The organism is Vibrio chemaguriensis (genome assembly GCF_012275705.1).
Taxonomy (GTDB): Bacteria; Pseudomonadota; Gammaproteobacteria; order Enterobacterales; family Vibrionaceae; genus Vibrio; species Vibrio diabolicus.
In genome coordinates this window covers 20,145-35,310 of sequence record NZ_SHOE01000032.1, presented here as the reverse complement: position 1 = coordinate 35,310, position 15,166 = coordinate 20,145, and the positions used below count along the sequence as shown (strand labels likewise).

Genomic DNA, 15,166 nt, shown 5'->3' with positions numbered 1-15,166 from the left:
CCATCGCTTTTTATTTTGCATAAAGCATCAATATAAACGCTACCTTGTCACTTTTTTATAGCACCTTTCTGGCCTACCAACAGAGCCATAGTTTAAATCAGCCTCTAGTTCACCAGTGCTGATAAGATACTCCAAATAGCGCCTTGCCGTTGTTCGGCTCGCACCGATCTTTTCGCCTGCCTCATCAGCGGTCAGCACACTGCCATTTGGGAACAACTCCCTGATCTTGTCTAGCGTTACACCATCAATCCCTTTTGGTAATCGGTTCGGCAAGTTGTCTTGATTGGCGTGAGACTGCAGCATTTTATCAACGAGGTTCTGATCCAAACTCTCTACGATGTCTAGTTGTTGGCGTTGGGACACATACTTTTTCAGTGCGGCATCTAAGCGTGGAAACATAACTGGTTTTAACAGGTAATCGACAACGCCACCCCTCATCGCCTGTTGTAATGTATCGACATCCCTTGCGGCTGTAATCAAAATGACATCACACGTTTGGTTACTTGCACGCAGTGTATTTAATATCTCAAGCCCTGTGCCATCGGGAAGATAGACATCCATCAATAGTAAATCTGGCTTAAGAATGTCGAGTTGCATTTCCGCTTCCATTCTCGTGGTCGCAATGCCGACCACTTCCAAACCTGTCAGTTGGCTTAAGTATTTGTGGTGCAGCTCAGCAATAGCCAGATCATCTTCAATGATCATTACGCGAGTCGCCATACTCATAATTGTTCTTCCTTGGGTAAATACACCGTTATTCTTGTCCCATAATTTGTATTGGGTATCATCTCAACATGGCCGTGATATCGAGTAGCCAACTGGTTGACAAGATGCAATCCTACCCCCCGATTTTGACGAGATTTCGTCGACACCCCTTTTTTAAATAGCACCTGCGGCTCTATATCGCTTGGTAAACCACAACCTTGATCTATCACCTCAAGTATCACTTCATTTCCGTAATCACTCACTGACACATCGATATTTCTGCGTTCTGACGCAACATTTGATTCATCGCGAATTGAAGTTAACGTGGCATCGAAAGCGTTATCAATCAAATTACCCAGAATGGTGACAAGGTCTTCCGAATTTAGCCATTCAGGCAGAGGCTCCAAACGGCTGCCTTCTTCAACCACCAGCTGTAAGCCTAACTCGCGAGCACGTTCTGTTTTTCCAAGCAACATACCAGCAATTAACGGGTCTTTAACGGTGTCTCTTAAAAATTCGATCATCGCTTGATAGTGTGCGGTTTCTTGCCCAATTAACTTTTGTACGGCATCCAGCTCACCCATCTGAACTAACCCGCTAATGGTGTTTAGCTTATTTCGATGTTCATGGGTTTGCGAACGTAATAAATCTGCATATTCTTTGGTTTGTGATAACTGCTCGGTTAGGTCATTGATTTCATCCCTTAAACGGAAACTCGATACTGCCCCCACTATTTTTCCATCCACATAAATTGGCGAACGGTTTGCGATCAGACGTTTATGATTAAGGAATATCTCAATATCATGATCTTCCTGTCCGGTTTCTAGCACCGTATATAAGTCACTATCGCGTAACGTCTCAGTCAACGGTTTATTAAGAGCTGCCTCTCTATCAATACCGAGAATCTGACAGGCGCTACGATTGATCGAGCGAAGTATCCCTTGGGCATCAATACTTAACACGCCTTCTTTAATGGTACTCATCGTCACTTCTAATTCGCCGTACAACCGCCCTATCTCTTCAGGCTCGAACCCCAAAATGGCGCGCTGAAACTTTCTCGACGCATAATTGGATACAATGGCATTAGCGACAACAACTACGATGACCATTAAAATCAAAAAGGCCAAAAATGGCTCGATGCGGTCTTGCAGCCGGTCGAGCAAATAGCCAACCGAAACCACACCAATGATGTTCCCTTGCTCGTCAAAAATCGCAGCTTTACCACGAACTGAATAACCTAACGAGCCCTGAGCTGTCGAGACATAAGACAACCCCTGCTCTAGCGCTCGACGATTGTCACCACCTCTCATTGGCTTACCCAACCGCTCATCAACGGGGTGGATTAAGCGCACTCCCTCGTGATCGCCAATAACGATGAATGCAGCACCGATGGCTTCGGTTAATTCTCGGAAACGAAGTTGGTATGGCTGGGGATTTTGGGTTACGACCATTTCGCGAACAACGGCGGAGTCTGCTAAAAAACGGGCAACACCCAGTGCTTTTTCTCCCATTTCTTGCTCTTGATTGATTTTGAGATAAGTGAATCCTGCAGCGACAAGTAATAGAAGTTCTATCAACCCCGACAGCGTCATAATAATGAGCATTCGCTTACGAAAGCTGATCGTTTTCCAACTCATTGATACATCCTTATGATTCACTCCCAAGCGATTACGTTAACACTCAGTTAACAGCATGGCTTTGTTGCGGTGATAAATCTGTGAGGAAGGCAAGCAAACCGCAGAGTTTACGGTTAATTAATCGACGAGCTGAAACATAAAATTACAACCATTCACCAAATTTAGCATTCCTCTCTGATACTCAATTCCATACATAAATTGCCCTTTAAAACATGATCGTGATCACATCGATTTTAGCGGTTTTTGAGGCGTTTTTAGACTTTCCAACGTATAATTTTTAATCAATGAAACCATTGAGAGTTTCGGTTAGAAAGCAGTGAAGCTGGAAGTCTATTAAAAGCTCAACATTGATGTCAGTGATTTGGACACAAATAAAACAAAACACAAATACTGACTATATGACAAACACTTAGACACCATCTGAAAACTGGAAAACTATAAACAGAGGTGCATTTATAGTTAGAAGGAACACCAAACATGGAACGCGATACCTTTGGAATATGCCTGAATAAGGCGATGCTGTCAGAGAATATGTATTCAACGTTTACACACGTCAGGGCTTATGAAAAAAACGGAGGCGGTACTTCTGATCTCAAGGTCCTGTTATCGTTCCCTCAAATGAGTGGAAAAGACCTATTGAATACGATGCGAGGTTCTCGTCAGCTTGAGTGGAGAGCAGAGTTTCACTGCCCATATACGAAGTAAACTTGTAACATCTCCCGCGCCCAGCACAAACGTAACTGGGCGCATACTACTATCCAATTTCCCCTCCTACTTAACACCAAGTTACGAATCCTTTATATTAGAGCTTATACTCTACGACAAAGCAGCCATTATGAAAAAAACAGGAAAGTTTTGGATACTGGGCTTACTTAGCAGCTCGATTTCCCTTGCCTGTCATGCGGCACCGATCACTTTTGATACCGCATGGCAGTTATTGCTAGAAAACAACTATTCTCTTAAAGCTCAACGCTCAAACGTCGAGAATTACCAATACCAAGAGAGTGCCACCAGCAATCTCAACTTACCTCAGGTTACCATTGGCGCGAATTACACGCGTTTAGATACCGATATCACGCTGTCGGGAAAACAGATCCTAGACAGCACAGGAACACACATTAACGTACCTCCTGCTTTTCAACCTATTTTTGGTGCCTTAGCTAATACCACTTCGACCATAACCGAACGCGATATTTTCTCTTCGTCTATTCGTGCCATTTGGCCAATTTTTACTGGTGGTCGTATTTCTGCTGCTCAATCAGCAGCAGAAGGCAAAACAGATGAGGCTAAAAGCCAGCTTCTAATGGAACAACAAGCGCGCTTTGAAGATTTGTCGAAGTACTACTTTTCTGTCGTGCTGGCAAAGGAAGTACTCGCAACACGGCAAGCGGTTGAAGCTGGACTAAAAAAGCATAGAGATTTTGCCATTAAGCTTGAAGAGCAAGGACAAATCGCACACGTTGAGCGCCTGCAAGCCGAGGCTTCTCTAGATAAAGCATCAGTAGAAACACGTAAAGCCGCCAGCGATTTGAGTATCGCTCAAGCAGCATTAGGTAAATTACTTGCACAAGATGACGCCGTAGAACCCGCTGAATCTTTGTTTATCAACGACAGTCTTCCCCCTCTAACCGCTTTTGTCGATCAAACGTTGCTTACCTATCCGGGGTTAGACCTTCTAAGCGCTAAACACAAACAAGCCTCTAGCTTAATCAAAGCAGAAAAAGGGAAATACTATCCTGAAGTTTACCTTTACGGCGACTACAGCTTGTATGAAGACGATTCTCTCGCAAGCCAAATGAAGCCTGACTGGTTAGTTGGTGTCGGTGTGAGCATTCCACTGATTGAATCAACAGGGCGAAGCGAAAAAGTCAAAGCAGCTCAAAGTGTCGTCTCACAGGTCGACTCATTAAAATCCCAAGCCAAACAAGATTTATCGCTGCTAGTACAAAAGACATACTTGGAGGCTCAGCAAGCCATTGATGAAGTACAAGGGCTCGAATCTAGCATTGAACTTGCTAACGAAAACCTGCGCTTGCGTGAAAAAGCATTTACTCAGGGTCTGTCGTCTTCTCTGGATGTTGTGGATGCACAGCTTTATGTCGCGAGTATAGAAACACAACGTTCAGCGGCACGTTTCCGCTATTTAATATCTTTAACCAAGCTACTCGCATTGAGCAGTGAAATGAACAGCTTCGAACAATATCAAAATACCGCTTATATCCCTGCTTCAACATCCAAAGAGGTGAAATAAATCATGGCAGCTAAATCACTAAAACCCGTTTTACTCTCACTTTGTGCTTTGGGTGTTGCCTCTTGGGTTGGGTATCAATTTTACCAAGCCTATCAACCGAAACCGGTCCGCTTACAGGGATTAATTGAAGCCCAGCAATACAGCATTTCCTCAAAAGTTCCAGGGCGTATTGATGAGGTCATGGTACGTAAAGGCGACGATGTAGAGAAAGGTCAGCTTATTTTTACCCTTCATAGTCCTGAAATTGAAGCGAAGTTAGAACAAGCAAAAGCAGGTGAAAAAGCGGCGGACGCCTTAGCTCAAGAAGCTGAGAAAGGCGCACGTGAGCAACAAATCCAAGCAGCAAAAGATCAGTGGATGAAAGCTAAAACCGCTGCGAATTTAATGGAAAAAACCTACAATCGTGTGAATAACCTTTATAACGATGGCGTGGTTGCAGAACAAAAACGCGATGAAGCTTTAACTCAGTGGCAAGCAGCGAAATACACAGAAAGTGCCGCGTTTCAAATGTACGAAATGGCAAAAGAAGGCGCCAGAAGTGAAACCAAAGTGGCTGCGGCGGAAAAAGCGCGCATGGCATCAGGTGCCGTAGCCGAAGTAGAAGCGTACGCGAAAGATACTCAGATCTACAGCTGGTTCGACGGCGAAGTCTCTCAAGTTCTACTTCAAAGTGGTGAATTAGCACCTCAGGGCTTCCCAGTAGTTACTGTGATAGATACAGAAGATGCCTGGGCGACACTGAATGTGCGTGAAGATTACCTTCAACACTTTACAAAAGGAGCAACCTTTGATGCCTATTTGCCTGCCTTAAACAAAAATGTTGAGTTCAAAGTAACGCATGTTGCCGTTATGGGTGACTTTGCAACGTGGAGAGCAACCGATGCTTCTCAAGGTTTTGATCTTCGTACCTTTGAAGTAGAAGCTCGTCCAGCTCAACCCGAACCTGAACTGCGTATGGGAATGAGTGTTGTCGTTGAACTTTAATCACAACCACTAGGTTAATGCTATGACGATTAAGATTTCACAGCGGCATATCTTACGACGAGACAAGTGGTTACTTTCGTGCCTTACTTGGATACCGATTTTGCTCGCGATGATGATTTGGGGAGTGTTCTCTGCGGGCATTGCCCGGGGTCTGCCAATCGGTGTGGTTGATCTACAACATTCCCAACTTTCTCGAAAGCTCATTCAATCTTTGGATGCGTCGTCGAGTCTGGCTGTTAATTATCACTACACCAGTGCAAGCGAAGCAAAAAATGCGATGATTGAAGGCGATATCTACGCTTACGCGGTCATCCCATCTAAGTTCGACCAAGATATTCTCCAACACCGCCAACCTCAACTTTCTGTCTTTTACAACAGTCAGTACATTTTGGTAGCGAAATTGATCAACTCTGCCGTTACGCAAGCACAAGGCTATTTCGATGCTCAGGTTGAAGTAATGAGCAACTTGGCTAAAGGTAACACCACAACGTTAGCGGCGGCTGGGCAGGCTGTACCCGTGTCGACACAAATAACCGCATTATTTAACCGTAACAATAACTACGCACAATTTTTGGTAACGGCTATCGTGCCAGCCATTTGGCAAATATGTATTGTAGTAAGCACTATTTTGATTCTTACCGCGCACTTTCGCATTTATGGTGGAAAGAATGGCTTTGCGTTTTTGGGCGAAAAGCCATACGCCAAGCTCACTTCCCTATTAAGTCAGTACATTCCGGTCTTTATGGCGCAAGGTGCGTTGTTCTTATACTGGTTTTATTCCGTGCTTGATTGGCCAATGGAAGGCAGTTTTTTGGTTATGCTATTAGCACAATTGGCGACGGTTATCGCCTGTATCATTATGGGGGCGTTGTTCTTCTTCTTGTCGATGGATCCTGCACGTGCGATGAGTTTTGCTGGCGCGTTTACGGCTCCAAGCTTCGCGTTCATGGGAATTACATTCCCAGTTTCTGACATGAACACGCTCGCTTATGCATGGCGTTCATTATTGCCGATTACCCATTACATTGAAGTTCAAGTGAGTCAAGCAAGCTATGGAGCATCGGCCGCACAATCTTTAAGCTCGCTATGGCCTATGATTGGCTACGTAGTGCCCCTGCTCGTTACCGCAGCCTTGATGGGTAAACATCGAGCAGCTTCATCAACACGCCAAGCGAAGGAGGCGGTATGACATTGTGGCAACTGATTAAAGCGGAGCTGAGGGCCGTTCTAACCAATCCAGTCGTTACGTTGACCGTGTTTGGTGGTGTCGTATTTTACTCGTTTTTATACCCTTTGCCTTATGCACAACAAACGCCTCGTGAACAACCAATCGCGATTGTTAATTTAGATGGTAGTCAGACGAGTTTAAAGCTGGAACGTATGGTTGATGCCACCCCACAAGTCAAAGTAGTTACTCGACTTCACACGATTGCCGATGCAAAGCAAGCATTTTTACAACGAGAGATCACCGGTTTTTTAGTCATACCGGAACACTTTTACAAAGACCTAATGCTAGGTAAAAGCCCGACTCTGGCCTACGCTGCGGACGCCTCGTATTTTCTCGTGTACGGAACCGTGGTAGAGGGATTAGCCCAAGCGGGAGGCACATTAGGGGCCCAAGTGAAAGTCAGTAAAATGGTGATAGATGGTGTGCCCATGAGTATGGCTAGCCATAATTACTCTGCTATTAAGCTTAATATGAAACCGACGTTCAACCCAACCATGGGTTACATCGAATACGTAGTGCCAGCAGTATTTGTTCTGATTTTACAACAAACGTTGATCATGGCGGTTGGATTACAAACGGGAACACAGCGTCATGGTCGTGGCTACTGGTCTCAAGTATCAACGGGATCGCTGCTACTTGTGAGAACGTTAGTATTTGTGGCAATTTATTATTTACTCGGCGCCTATTATTTTGGTTTTAGCTTCGAACGTTTAAGCGTAAACCATATCGCCAACGCGGGCGAACTACTGACCATGTTGTTCCCGTTCTTTTTAGGTTGTTGCGGACTAGGCTTCTGGCTGGGTTACTTACTACCTAGGCGTGAACTGGTCACCTTAGTCGTCCTCGTGAGCTCTATGCCGCTCATTTTCTTGGCTGGTTTTATTTGGCCAGTTGAAGCTATTCCTGCTCCCCTACTATGGATTGCTGATTTAAGCCCAAGTACTTGGGCGATCAAAGCTTTCTTAGCGCTAAACCAAATGGGGGCAACCTTGCAACAAGTCGCACAACATTGGACAGCACTTTGGGCATTAACCGTGCTTTGGGGTAGCGTTGCGTACTGGATTGCTAAACGAAATAACAAGCCAGTTGTAACAGAAAGTCTAAGTTGATTTCTCTCTACAGCTCAAAGAGATAATCACAAATCAAAAACCTGATGGACGAGCTGGGGGGCGAAATGTCGCCCCTTTTTTATTGGCGATATTAGCCAATGTGATTGGGAAAGTTCGTTTAGCATGCTTCAGTCTCTCTAAATGGCACCTTTGGAACAATCCTATAACCTTATCGACAAATAGTTGATTTTTTAGAAGCATTGTTTATGTCACATGTTGTAACATTGTTTATCTAACGTATTGTAACAAGAGAGAATTGGATGTCTAAAGCGGAATCATCTTCCAGAAAGTTAAGCTTTATTATTATTGGCCTCGTTTTTGTGGTTTGGCTATATAGCTTGTGGGCAGATCGAGTAACACCAATCACTGGCACCGCTCGGATTCATTCTTATCTTGTCCGTATTACTCCAGAGGTTTCAGGGAACCTAACTGAAATCCATGTTCGCAATAACCAAGTCGTCAATGCTGGTGATGTGCTCTTCGAAATTGATCCAAGAGACTATCAAATTAATCTGCGTTCAGCCGAAGCAAACTTAGCCATTGCTGGTCAAAACATTGGAGCCAACACCGCGGCAGTTGAAGTGGCACAAGCTAAGGTCATTGAATCACTCGCAGCTCGTGACAACGCAAGAGAACAAGCAGCTCGCGTAACCGAGCTCGCCGCAAAAGGGGTATTGAGTAAATCTGAGCTAGACAACGCCATCGAAGCCAAAGCACGAGCTCAAGCCACATTAGAGGCAGCAGAAGCGTCCTTAGCTCAAGCCAAGCATAATCTTGGTCCCGAAGGGCAAGATAATCCCCAGATTCTCGCAGCTATAGCAAATCTAGAAAAAGCGCAACTCGACTTACAACGAACGAAAGTGATTGCTCCATCAAAGGGGATCGTTTCTAACTTACAACTCACTGTTGGGCAAAAAGCGACAACTGGATCACCTCTTGTCACTTTCATTGATCCGAGAGGCGTGTGGGTATCAGCGCTTGTTCGCGAAAACTCACTCGAGCATGTTCGTGCGGGACAAAAAACAAAGATTGTGTTGGATGCTTTACCTGGCAGAGTGTTTCAAGGGCGAGTAGAAAGCATTGGTTGGGGTACTGGTGGCAGTAACGACGTCGATCCGACAACTGGCTTTTTGGTTGCAGACAATAATTCCTTAAACGCACAGCGCTATCCTGTAAATATTGTTTTTGAAGGCGGAGATATTCCCGAAAACGTACGTTATGGTTCGAAAGCAACGGTCGCCTTTTTAACTGAGCAAAGTACCTTTGGAGAGTGGCTGGCGTCTCTCTGGATGAGAGTGTTGAGTATCTGGACTTATGTTTCATAGTTCAGCAAACCCAATCATTAGATTGGTTTTCACTCCGATTCTTTTACTGTTTTACTTACAGTATTCAGGTGCGCCTACTCCCTTTATCGCGCCAATATTCGTTGTGATTTTTCTAACACTGATGCCATCTAAACCCCCGTTCAACATGATGTTGAAATTGCTGGTAATACTCTCACTACTCAGCTTTGGCATCGTAACTTTAGCAGGAGCGCTCATGAGCTCCCCTAGTGGCTTCTTACTGTTTACTTGGTCACTTCTCTGTTGGAGTTATTACCGAAGTCATCGCGATCCCAAAGACATCGTTTCGACACTCACTTTGATTGTTGTATTGATTATCGTGGTCACAAGCCAACAAATGGGGTTGTCGCTTGAGGGGTTGCCATGGGTCTTATTTACTAACTTCATTGTTGCGTTGGTTGCCACATATATTAGCTTTTGGTTATTCCCTGGGGACGAAAAAGATATACAACCAGACCAAACCACTCTTGATGGTGCAGACGAACATATCGGGCTTATCGTCTTTAAAGCAACCGCATTGTGTGTTGTTTTGTACGCGCTAATATCATCTGGAAGCTCTCAAACGCTATTGATCGCAATAACATTTGGCAGCATGATTAAGCACCCAATTAATCAAGACAGTCATTCCTTTGGGCGGTATCGAATTATCACTACAAGCCTAGGGATCTTGTTTACTATTCCATGCATGCTTGCAGTAGCCACAGGTGCACCTACTTACGTTGTACTTGGCGTTACCATCTTTTGTGGCCTGCAACTAGCGTGTTTTGCAATACGTCGACAGACACACTTAACCATCTATCAATTGCTTTTTACTAACTTCACTGTGCTGACTTACCAGATTATTAACAATACGGGCATCGAATCATTTTCTGCTCAAATGACTCGATTCGTCTCTATTTCTATCGCTATAGTTCTAGGGGTACTGGTTCTCAATTTATTTAGATCAGAGCAAGAGGTGAAATAACTGCAGCCTCTCTTTCTTAAACTAAAGCGGCTGAGCGATATGAGCTTTCTCATTGAACGAAGCTTGAATAAGTAAAAAAGCATCGATTTTATAATCACATACAGAAGATTACTCCCTCCCAATAAACATTAACGTCCAATCAGAAGAGAAGAATTTTTCAAGTAAAAAACAAGACTCGCATTGAGTCTTGTTTATAAATGTGGTCTGGATGAATACGGTTATGGCGTCGCTTTAAAATCGCGGATTAGCTTCTCCCGATACGCCGTAACAACCCTCATGATAGAGTCTTTTACATCCCCAATTTGCTTAGAGGGTTGACACCAAAGGCCAAAACCAAACTTAACGCCTTCTAGTAATTCACAGACTTCAACGGGCTCTATATCATTATTAGAAAATTCCGAATGAGCCAGCGTTCTAGGAAGAACCGCCCACCCTAGCCCTGCTTCAACCATTTTTACAACAAGAGCCAACTGATCGACTTCTTCATGATTCGAACTGACGATAACTTTTTCACCCATTCCTTCTTCAATGAAAGATCGCAACACAAATTGCTTGCTATTCCTCAACGCAGTTAACACTCGGTCGGGTGCCATAGAAGCCAGTTCACCACCTTTCTGGACAAAGGGAACAAATTCAAAGTGACCTAAAAACGTCGAGTCTAGACTGTGTATTGCACGGCTATCATGCACATTGACAATACCGAACTGGTACTTACCAGTCGCTAAACCTTCTTTGATCTCGTTACGGTTACGAACAAAAAAGTTAACTCGCATCATCGGAAAATCTGCCGCTAATTGAACACGAAGTAACACCAGTAAACGATGTGGGATGGCACTAGAATAGGCAATGCTGACACTCTCTAAGCCACCATGAGCAAGGCTCAATGCGACTTTGTCGAACGTACGGGCTTGTTCAATTGTTTGCTTTGCATAGTGGTAAAGAAGGCGAGCATCTTCAGTGGGTTCTACGGAACGGCCAACCCGATTAAACAAGCTCACAGCAAGTAGGTCTTCTAAATTCGTAATAACCTGTCCGATGGTTGTTCTGTGCTTATTCAATTTTACAGCAGCCTTGCTAAACGAAAGCTCCTCGTAAACAGCAACGAATGCCAATAGTTGTTCAAGACTAAAATTCATAGGTTTTCTTATATCTTAGGGCTACATGACTAAACTATCACAAGTTATTGAGAATGCTAGCTCGGAAGAGCGACGGTTGACCCGAGGCTTTTATCTTCATCATTAGATACGTAGTTATTCCGCACGTAAATGCGAAAACTTATCGCACTCACACTCCCCTTAAAGCACGTTCGACATTAGATGTAACTCATTACGAACTCTCTAAAAAATACATTGATGGATTTGATCCTACAAAAGCGATTATTACATTTGTAGGATTTCTCTTATCTTTGCATTCATCAAATAAATAGAGAAAAGCACTATGAACTCAATGCCACATGAGCTTGTGTGGGGTGAAGTTTACTTCCCACCCTTGTTGCTGGTTATTACATTGGCTTACATGCTCACCATTTTGGTTGGAACCGTTGCAACAAAATTAGGGGTACACAAATACGTTGCGTTTCCAGCACTTGCTGAGCTGAGCCTAATTGTGATTTTTACTGGCGTTATTGGTCGATTCATAACCATCTTTTGAGGCAAATTCCGTGATAAAACGTTATCTAATCACATTTTTATTACTGTGTTCCGCTGGCACTGTGATTTTCAGTTACTACCAATCATACTCAAACAATCCTTGGACTAGAGATGGTCATGTCAGCGCGTACATTGTGTCTATAACGCCCCGTGTAACCGGGCAAGTCATCAAGGTATATGTTGAAGACAACTCCCAAGTTAATGCGGGCGACTTACTGTTTGAGATTGACCCAAGCATTTATAAAGCGTCTTACCACAAAGCCCAGGCGGCTCAAAAGCAAGCCATTGCGTTGTTAGCGAAAGCCAAAAATGAAGAACAACGCGCACTGGAACTAGAAAAGCGTACACCTGGCGCGGTATCTGTGCTGACGTTGAACAATTTGAACAACGCCGTAGAGACAGCAATCGCAAACGTGGAGCTGGCGAAAGCAAACGTCGAAGAAGCAAAACTGAACCTTGATTACACCAAGGTGTACGCTCCAACAAATGGTTACATCACTAATTTTAATCTGCGCACCGGCTCCCAAGTTGTCGCAAACTCACCAGTTGTAGCATTAATTGATGAAGACAGCTTTTGGATCGAAGGCTATTTCAAAGAAACGGATTTAGTTGGTGTTGATCCACAAGATAAAGCATACGTAACCTTAATGATGCACGACGAAATGGTGCTAGAAGGCAAAATCAAGAGCATTGGTTACGGCATCGCGAAGCAAGACGGTAGTACAGGTAACGACCTTCTGCCTAATGTGAACCCTAACTTTCAGTGGATACGCTTAGCTCAACGCATTCCAATTAAAGTGAAATTAGACAACTTACCAAAAGATTTTCAACTACGCGTCGGTATGACGGCATCCATCAAAATCATCAAACAATAAATGCGGTGAAATGTATGTTTAATGCCTCAACCAAAGAAGCAATAAAAGCTGCACTGTCTATCGTTATCGCAATCTGCCTCGCCTTATGGTTTCAATGGGAGAAACCCTATTGGGCAGCGATCGCCGTCGCGGTAATGGCATTAAATGAAAGCTTCGCTCACTCGATAAACAAAGGTCATAATCGCCTAGTGGGAACCCTACTGGGCATTGGCTATGCCTTTTTCCTAATCACAGCATTTTCTCAAGATCGCTTTTTGTTCCTGACTTTTTTTACCCTATTTTTAGGTGTATGCATTTTCATGTCGAGCGACGAAAAGTACGGTGATATGTTCTCCATAGGCTTTGCTGTGTGCTCTATCATCGCTTGTATGGGAGGGTTTGATAGTCAAGTGACGTTCCATTTCGCAGTACTTCGAATGCAGGAAACTATTCTTGGCATCATTACCTTCTCCGTTGTTTATCGTTTGGTTTGGCCAGTGAATACTGAAGAGAATTTCATTCAACGCTTTGAGAGCAGCCGTGAGGTGTTGCTTAAAGCTATGGACAAACCAAATGACATTGATATTGATGCGCTTGAAACCAACACAGCAAACATTGAGAAGATGTGCCAACTACTGGGATTACCGCTCACGGGCAGTTACCACCTCAAAGAACATCGAAAACTGTGGCATCAGCGCCTCGAAGAGATGAAACGTATTCAAGAACGATTACTTGAACAAGTGGAAAAGCCTCACTGTGATGATATTGACTGGAAACCTGTGGCTCAAAACCTGACGCTATTTGACATCGCTCAGCCAACCACGCATCTAATTGGCCGTACCTTATTGACTGAACAAGTGAACCAGAAAACATCTTGGCATCGTGAACATCGGACTTTCATACAGCACTTGAAAGAAGACCGCAGAAAGGTTTTACAAGGCCTATCGATGTTTATCACCTCGTTATTGGTTTGGATTTATCTCCCTGTACCAGGTGGGTTTATCTTCCCTATGTTGGCCGGTGTATTTTCATCGATAGTACCTACAATGCCTCCAAGCGTTGTTAAAGATGCCTTCTTTGGCGTTTTGGGAACAGGTTCTGTGATACTGCTGCAATACATCTTCTTGATGCCCACGATGACTGAGCTCTGGCAACTAGGGTTATTTTATTTCATCAATATTATTTTGATTTGGGAGGTATTTTCTACACCACAGCTGATGATTCATAGAGTCTTAGGCGTTAATTTATTAGTGGTATTAACCTCAGGCGCACTTAACTTGACCCCGGAGTATCGTATCGAAACGCCTTTACTCATGCTGGTTAACATCATGCTCATTTTGATGATCGCCAAGTTATTTAATGACCTGTTTCATCCCCGCGTAACCACTTAAACAAACAATTAAACTTAATAAGGAAATGCTTTGAACAATGGGTTAGATCAAATTACGTAATGGCAAATAACACCGCCCGAAAAGGTAAAAATTAAAGACCAAACCAACACACTTTGAACAGGAAACATATGAAATATCAGCGGTGGGAATACTTTAATATCACGAAATGAGAATAATATTTGAGGTTGAAGATCCCAACATGTAGCTAAATATGCGCCTCTTTTGAGCCGAGGATGCTTGATCAAATACTCAGCATAGGATGAATAAACCGTCCACAACCCCAACAGCCCAAATAACTCGATGATAGAAATAACTTCCAGACTAAATGGCAATAGTGAAGGCCCACCAATGAGCAAGATAATTGCGAAGATCCACATTTTATTTTTCATTACACATCCTTGTTGCTGATTTACGCTTATGTATTACCAATAACAACACCAAGTAAAAACTGTTGGCCATAAAAACGCAACCCAACGTTGAACTTTTCATGTCAAGCGCTGAGTTGTGTTTTTTTAAGTACTTTTAAATGTAAAATCAGTCAGTTAAACTAGATCGAAGAACAGTTTCCTTTTTCTGCCATGTCTACTTTTAGTACTTCTGCTTTACCTTTGCTTTCGTCCACGAGTTCTACGCCCGCACCACCAACAAATACACCCATTTTAATGTATTGATTAACGAAATAATTACGGCCCTCTTCCGTTAAGATAGTTAAGTGATTTTCAGAAAACTCAGACTCTGTACTTACTTGATGTTCTTTATTGCCTTCGACCTCATGGTAGAAGAATACACCAGGAGCTGTTTCACCAATACATTCCCCATCGACGTAAACATACTTTTTAAGCGCTGCTCCGACAAAAGCATCTTCTCGATAAATGTAAATCCCTGCGTTCCCCTTTTGAGGTGCTTCAAATGATTTCATTTGATTTGATACTGTCGAATCAACAGTAGGAACAGAAGCACAACCTGACAAACCCAAAAGGAATGCGGAACACAGAATTACTTTATTTTTCATGTTATTAACCTAGCTACGATAAAATCGCGCCAACCATAC

At 43.5% G+C, this 15,166-nt stretch carries 15 protein-coding genes; 10 read left to right on the top strand and 5 right to left on the bottom strand.

The window, feature by feature from the left end:
* Nucleotides 1–39: 39 nt before the first annotated feature.
* Together EX191_RS20820 and EX191_RS20815 are read right to left on the bottom strand one after the other, a co-directional pair.
* Nucleotides 40–726 carry a response regulator gene (locus tag EX191_RS20820; RefSeq protein WP_017634565.1) on the bottom strand — a complete coding sequence of 229 codons (687 nt, stop codon included), beginning with the start codon at nt 724–726 and terminating at the stop codon, nt 40–42.
* Nucleotides 723–2,342 (bottom strand): ATP-binding protein, encoded by a 1,620-nt coding sequence (locus tag EX191_RS20815; protein WP_193448403.1) that lies wholly within the window; start codon nt 2,340–2,342, stop codon nt 723–725. The genes EX191_RS20820 and EX191_RS20815 overlap by 4 nt, the downstream gene beginning before the upstream one ends.
* Before the next feature lie 477 nt (nt 2,343–2,819).
* On the opposite strand from EX191_RS20815, the gene EX191_RS20810 reads away from it, so the two are divergent.
* From EX191_RS20810 to EX191_RS20780, 7 genes are all read left to right on the top strand, one after another.
* Nucleotides 2,820–3,047: a hypothetical protein gene (locus tag EX191_RS20810; protein WP_005377125.1), complete on the top strand. Its 228-nt coding sequence runs from the start codon at nt 2,820–2,822 to the stop codon at nt 3,045–3,047.
* A gap of 130 nt (nt 3,048–3,177) precedes the next feature.
* On the top strand, nt 3,178–4,593 hold the full coding sequence (locus EX191_RS20805) for a TolC family protein (RefSeq protein ID WP_046874906.1): 1,416 nt from the start codon (nt 3,178–3,180) through the stop codon (nt 4,591–4,593).
* A 3-nt stretch (nt 4,594–4,596) separates the two neighbouring features.
* On the top strand, nt 4,597–5,577 hold the full coding sequence (locus tag EX191_RS20800) for an HlyD family secretion protein (RefSeq protein ID WP_193448402.1): 981 nt from the start codon (nt 4,597–4,599) through the stop codon (nt 5,575–5,577).
* 22 nt (nt 5,578–5,599) lie between these two features.
* Complete coding sequence (locus tag EX191_RS20795; RefSeq protein ID WP_193448401.1) at nt 5,600–6,766, top strand: ABC transporter permease; 1,167 nt, start codon at nt 5,600–5,602, stop codon at nt 6,764–6,766.
* Entirely contained in the window at nt 6,763–7,914 is a 1,152-nt protein-coding gene (locus tag EX191_RS20790) for an ABC transporter permease (protein WP_193448400.1), read from the top strand. Before EX191_RS20795 ends, EX191_RS20790 begins: the two co-directional genes overlap by 4 nt.
* A gap of 260 nt (nt 7,915–8,174) precedes the next feature.
* Nucleotides 8,175–9,239 (top strand): HlyD family secretion protein, encoded by a 1,065-nt coding sequence (locus EX191_RS20785; protein WP_048626478.1) that lies wholly within the window; start codon nt 8,175–8,177, stop codon nt 9,237–9,239.
* A complete protein-coding gene (locus EX191_RS20780) occupies nt 9,229–10,221 on the top strand; it encodes a DUF2955 domain-containing protein (protein ID WP_006741503.1) in 993 nt (330 codons plus the stop codon). The genes EX191_RS20785 and EX191_RS20780 overlap by 11 nt, the downstream gene beginning before the upstream one ends.
* Nucleotides 10,222–10,439: 218 nt before the next feature.
* Here the strand turns inward: EX191_RS20780 and EX191_RS20775 are convergent, their stop codons facing one another.
* Nucleotides 10,440–11,357 (bottom strand): LysR family transcriptional regulator, encoded by a 918-nt coding sequence (locus EX191_RS20775; protein WP_104974041.1) that lies wholly within the window; start codon nt 11,355–11,357, stop codon nt 10,440–10,442.
* 301 nt (nt 11,358–11,658) lie between these two features.
* On the opposite strand from EX191_RS20775, the gene EX191_RS20770 reads away from it, so the two are divergent.
* Genes EX191_RS20770 through EX191_RS20760 form a run of 3 tightly spaced genes read left to right on the top strand, consistent with a single transcriptional unit; the run spans nt 11,659 to nt 14,115 of the window.
* Nucleotides 11,659–11,871 (top strand): DUF1656 domain-containing protein, encoded by a 213-nt coding sequence (locus tag EX191_RS20770; protein WP_193448399.1) that lies wholly within the window; start codon nt 11,659–11,661, stop codon nt 11,869–11,871.
* Between the two features lie 10 nt (nt 11,872–11,881).
* On the top strand, nt 11,882–12,745 hold the full coding sequence (locus EX191_RS20765) for an HlyD family secretion protein (protein WP_031780619.1): 864 nt from the start codon (nt 11,882–11,884) through the stop codon (nt 12,743–12,745).
* Between the two features lie 14 nt (nt 12,746–12,759).
* Nucleotides 12,760–14,115, top strand: a complete 1,356-nt coding sequence (locus EX191_RS20760) for an FUSC family protein (RefSeq protein WP_193448398.1) — start codon at nt 12,760–12,762, stop codon at nt 14,113–14,115.
* A 47-nt stretch (nt 14,116–14,162) separates the two neighbouring features.
* On the opposite strand, the gene EX191_RS20755 is transcribed toward EX191_RS20760, so the two are convergent.
* Together EX191_RS20755 and EX191_RS20750 are read right to left on the bottom strand one after the other, a co-directional pair.
* Entirely contained in the window at nt 14,163–14,504 is a 342-nt protein-coding gene (locus EX191_RS20755; RefSeq protein WP_114324199.1) for a hypothetical protein, read from the bottom strand.
* A gap of 158 nt (nt 14,505–14,662) precedes the next feature.
* A complete protein-coding gene (locus EX191_RS20750; protein ID WP_005377099.1) occupies nt 14,663–15,127 on the bottom strand; it encodes a DUF2846 domain-containing protein in 465 nt (154 codons plus the stop codon).
* Nucleotides 15,128–15,166: the final 39 nt, after the last annotated feature.

Excerpts from the sequence above, each read along its gene's own strand:
- EX191_RS20755 (WP_114324199.1), bottom strand. The coding sequence starts at position 14,504 with ATGAAAAATAAAATGTGGATCTTCGCAATTATCTTGCTCATTGGTGGG.
- EX191_RS20815 (WP_193448403.1), bottom strand. The coding sequence starts at position 2,342 with ATGAGTTGGAAAACGATCAGCTTTCGTAAGCGAATGCTCATTATTATG.
- EX191_RS20780 (WP_006741503.1), top strand. The coding sequence starts at position 9,229 with ATGTTTCATAGTTCAGCAAACCCAATCATTAGATTGGTTTTCACTCCG.
- EX191_RS20800 (WP_193448402.1), top strand. The coding sequence starts at position 4,597 with ATGGCAGCTAAATCACTAAAACCCGTTTTACTCTCACTTTGTGCTTTG.
- EX191_RS20805 (WP_046874906.1), top strand. The coding sequence starts at position 3,178 with ATGAAAAAAACAGGAAAGTTTTGGATACTGGGCTTACTTAGCAGCTCG.
- EX191_RS20795 (WP_193448401.1), top strand. The coding sequence starts at position 5,600 with ATGACGATTAAGATTTCACAGCGGCATATCTTACGACGAGACAAGTGG.
- EX191_RS20775 (WP_104974041.1), bottom strand. The coding sequence starts at position 11,357 with ATGAATTTTAGTCTTGAACAACTATTGGCATTCGTTGCTGTTTACGAG.
- EX191_RS20750 (WP_005377099.1), bottom strand. The coding sequence starts at position 15,127 with ATGAAAAATAAAGTAATTCTGTGTTCCGCATTCCTTTTGGGTTTGTCA.
- EX191_RS20760 (WP_193448398.1), top strand. The coding sequence starts at position 12,760 with ATGTTTAATGCCTCAACCAAAGAAGCAATAAAAGCTGCACTGTCTATC.
- EX191_RS20785 (WP_048626478.1), top strand. The coding sequence starts at position 8,175 with ATGTCTAAAGCGGAATCATCTTCCAGAAAGTTAAGCTTTATTATTATT.
- EX191_RS20790 (WP_193448400.1), top strand. The coding sequence starts at position 6,763 with ATGACATTGTGGCAACTGATTAAAGCGGAGCTGAGGGCCGTTCTAACC.
- EX191_RS20810 (WP_005377125.1), top strand. The coding sequence starts at position 2,820 with ATGGAACGCGATACCTTTGGAATATGCCTGAATAAGGCGATGCTGTCA.
- EX191_RS20770 (WP_193448399.1), top strand. The coding sequence starts at position 11,659 with ATGAACTCAATGCCACATGAGCTTGTGTGGGGTGAAGTTTACTTCCCA.
- EX191_RS20820 (WP_017634565.1), bottom strand. The coding sequence starts at position 726 with ATGAGTATGGCGACTCGCGTAATGATCATTGAAGATGATCTGGCTATT.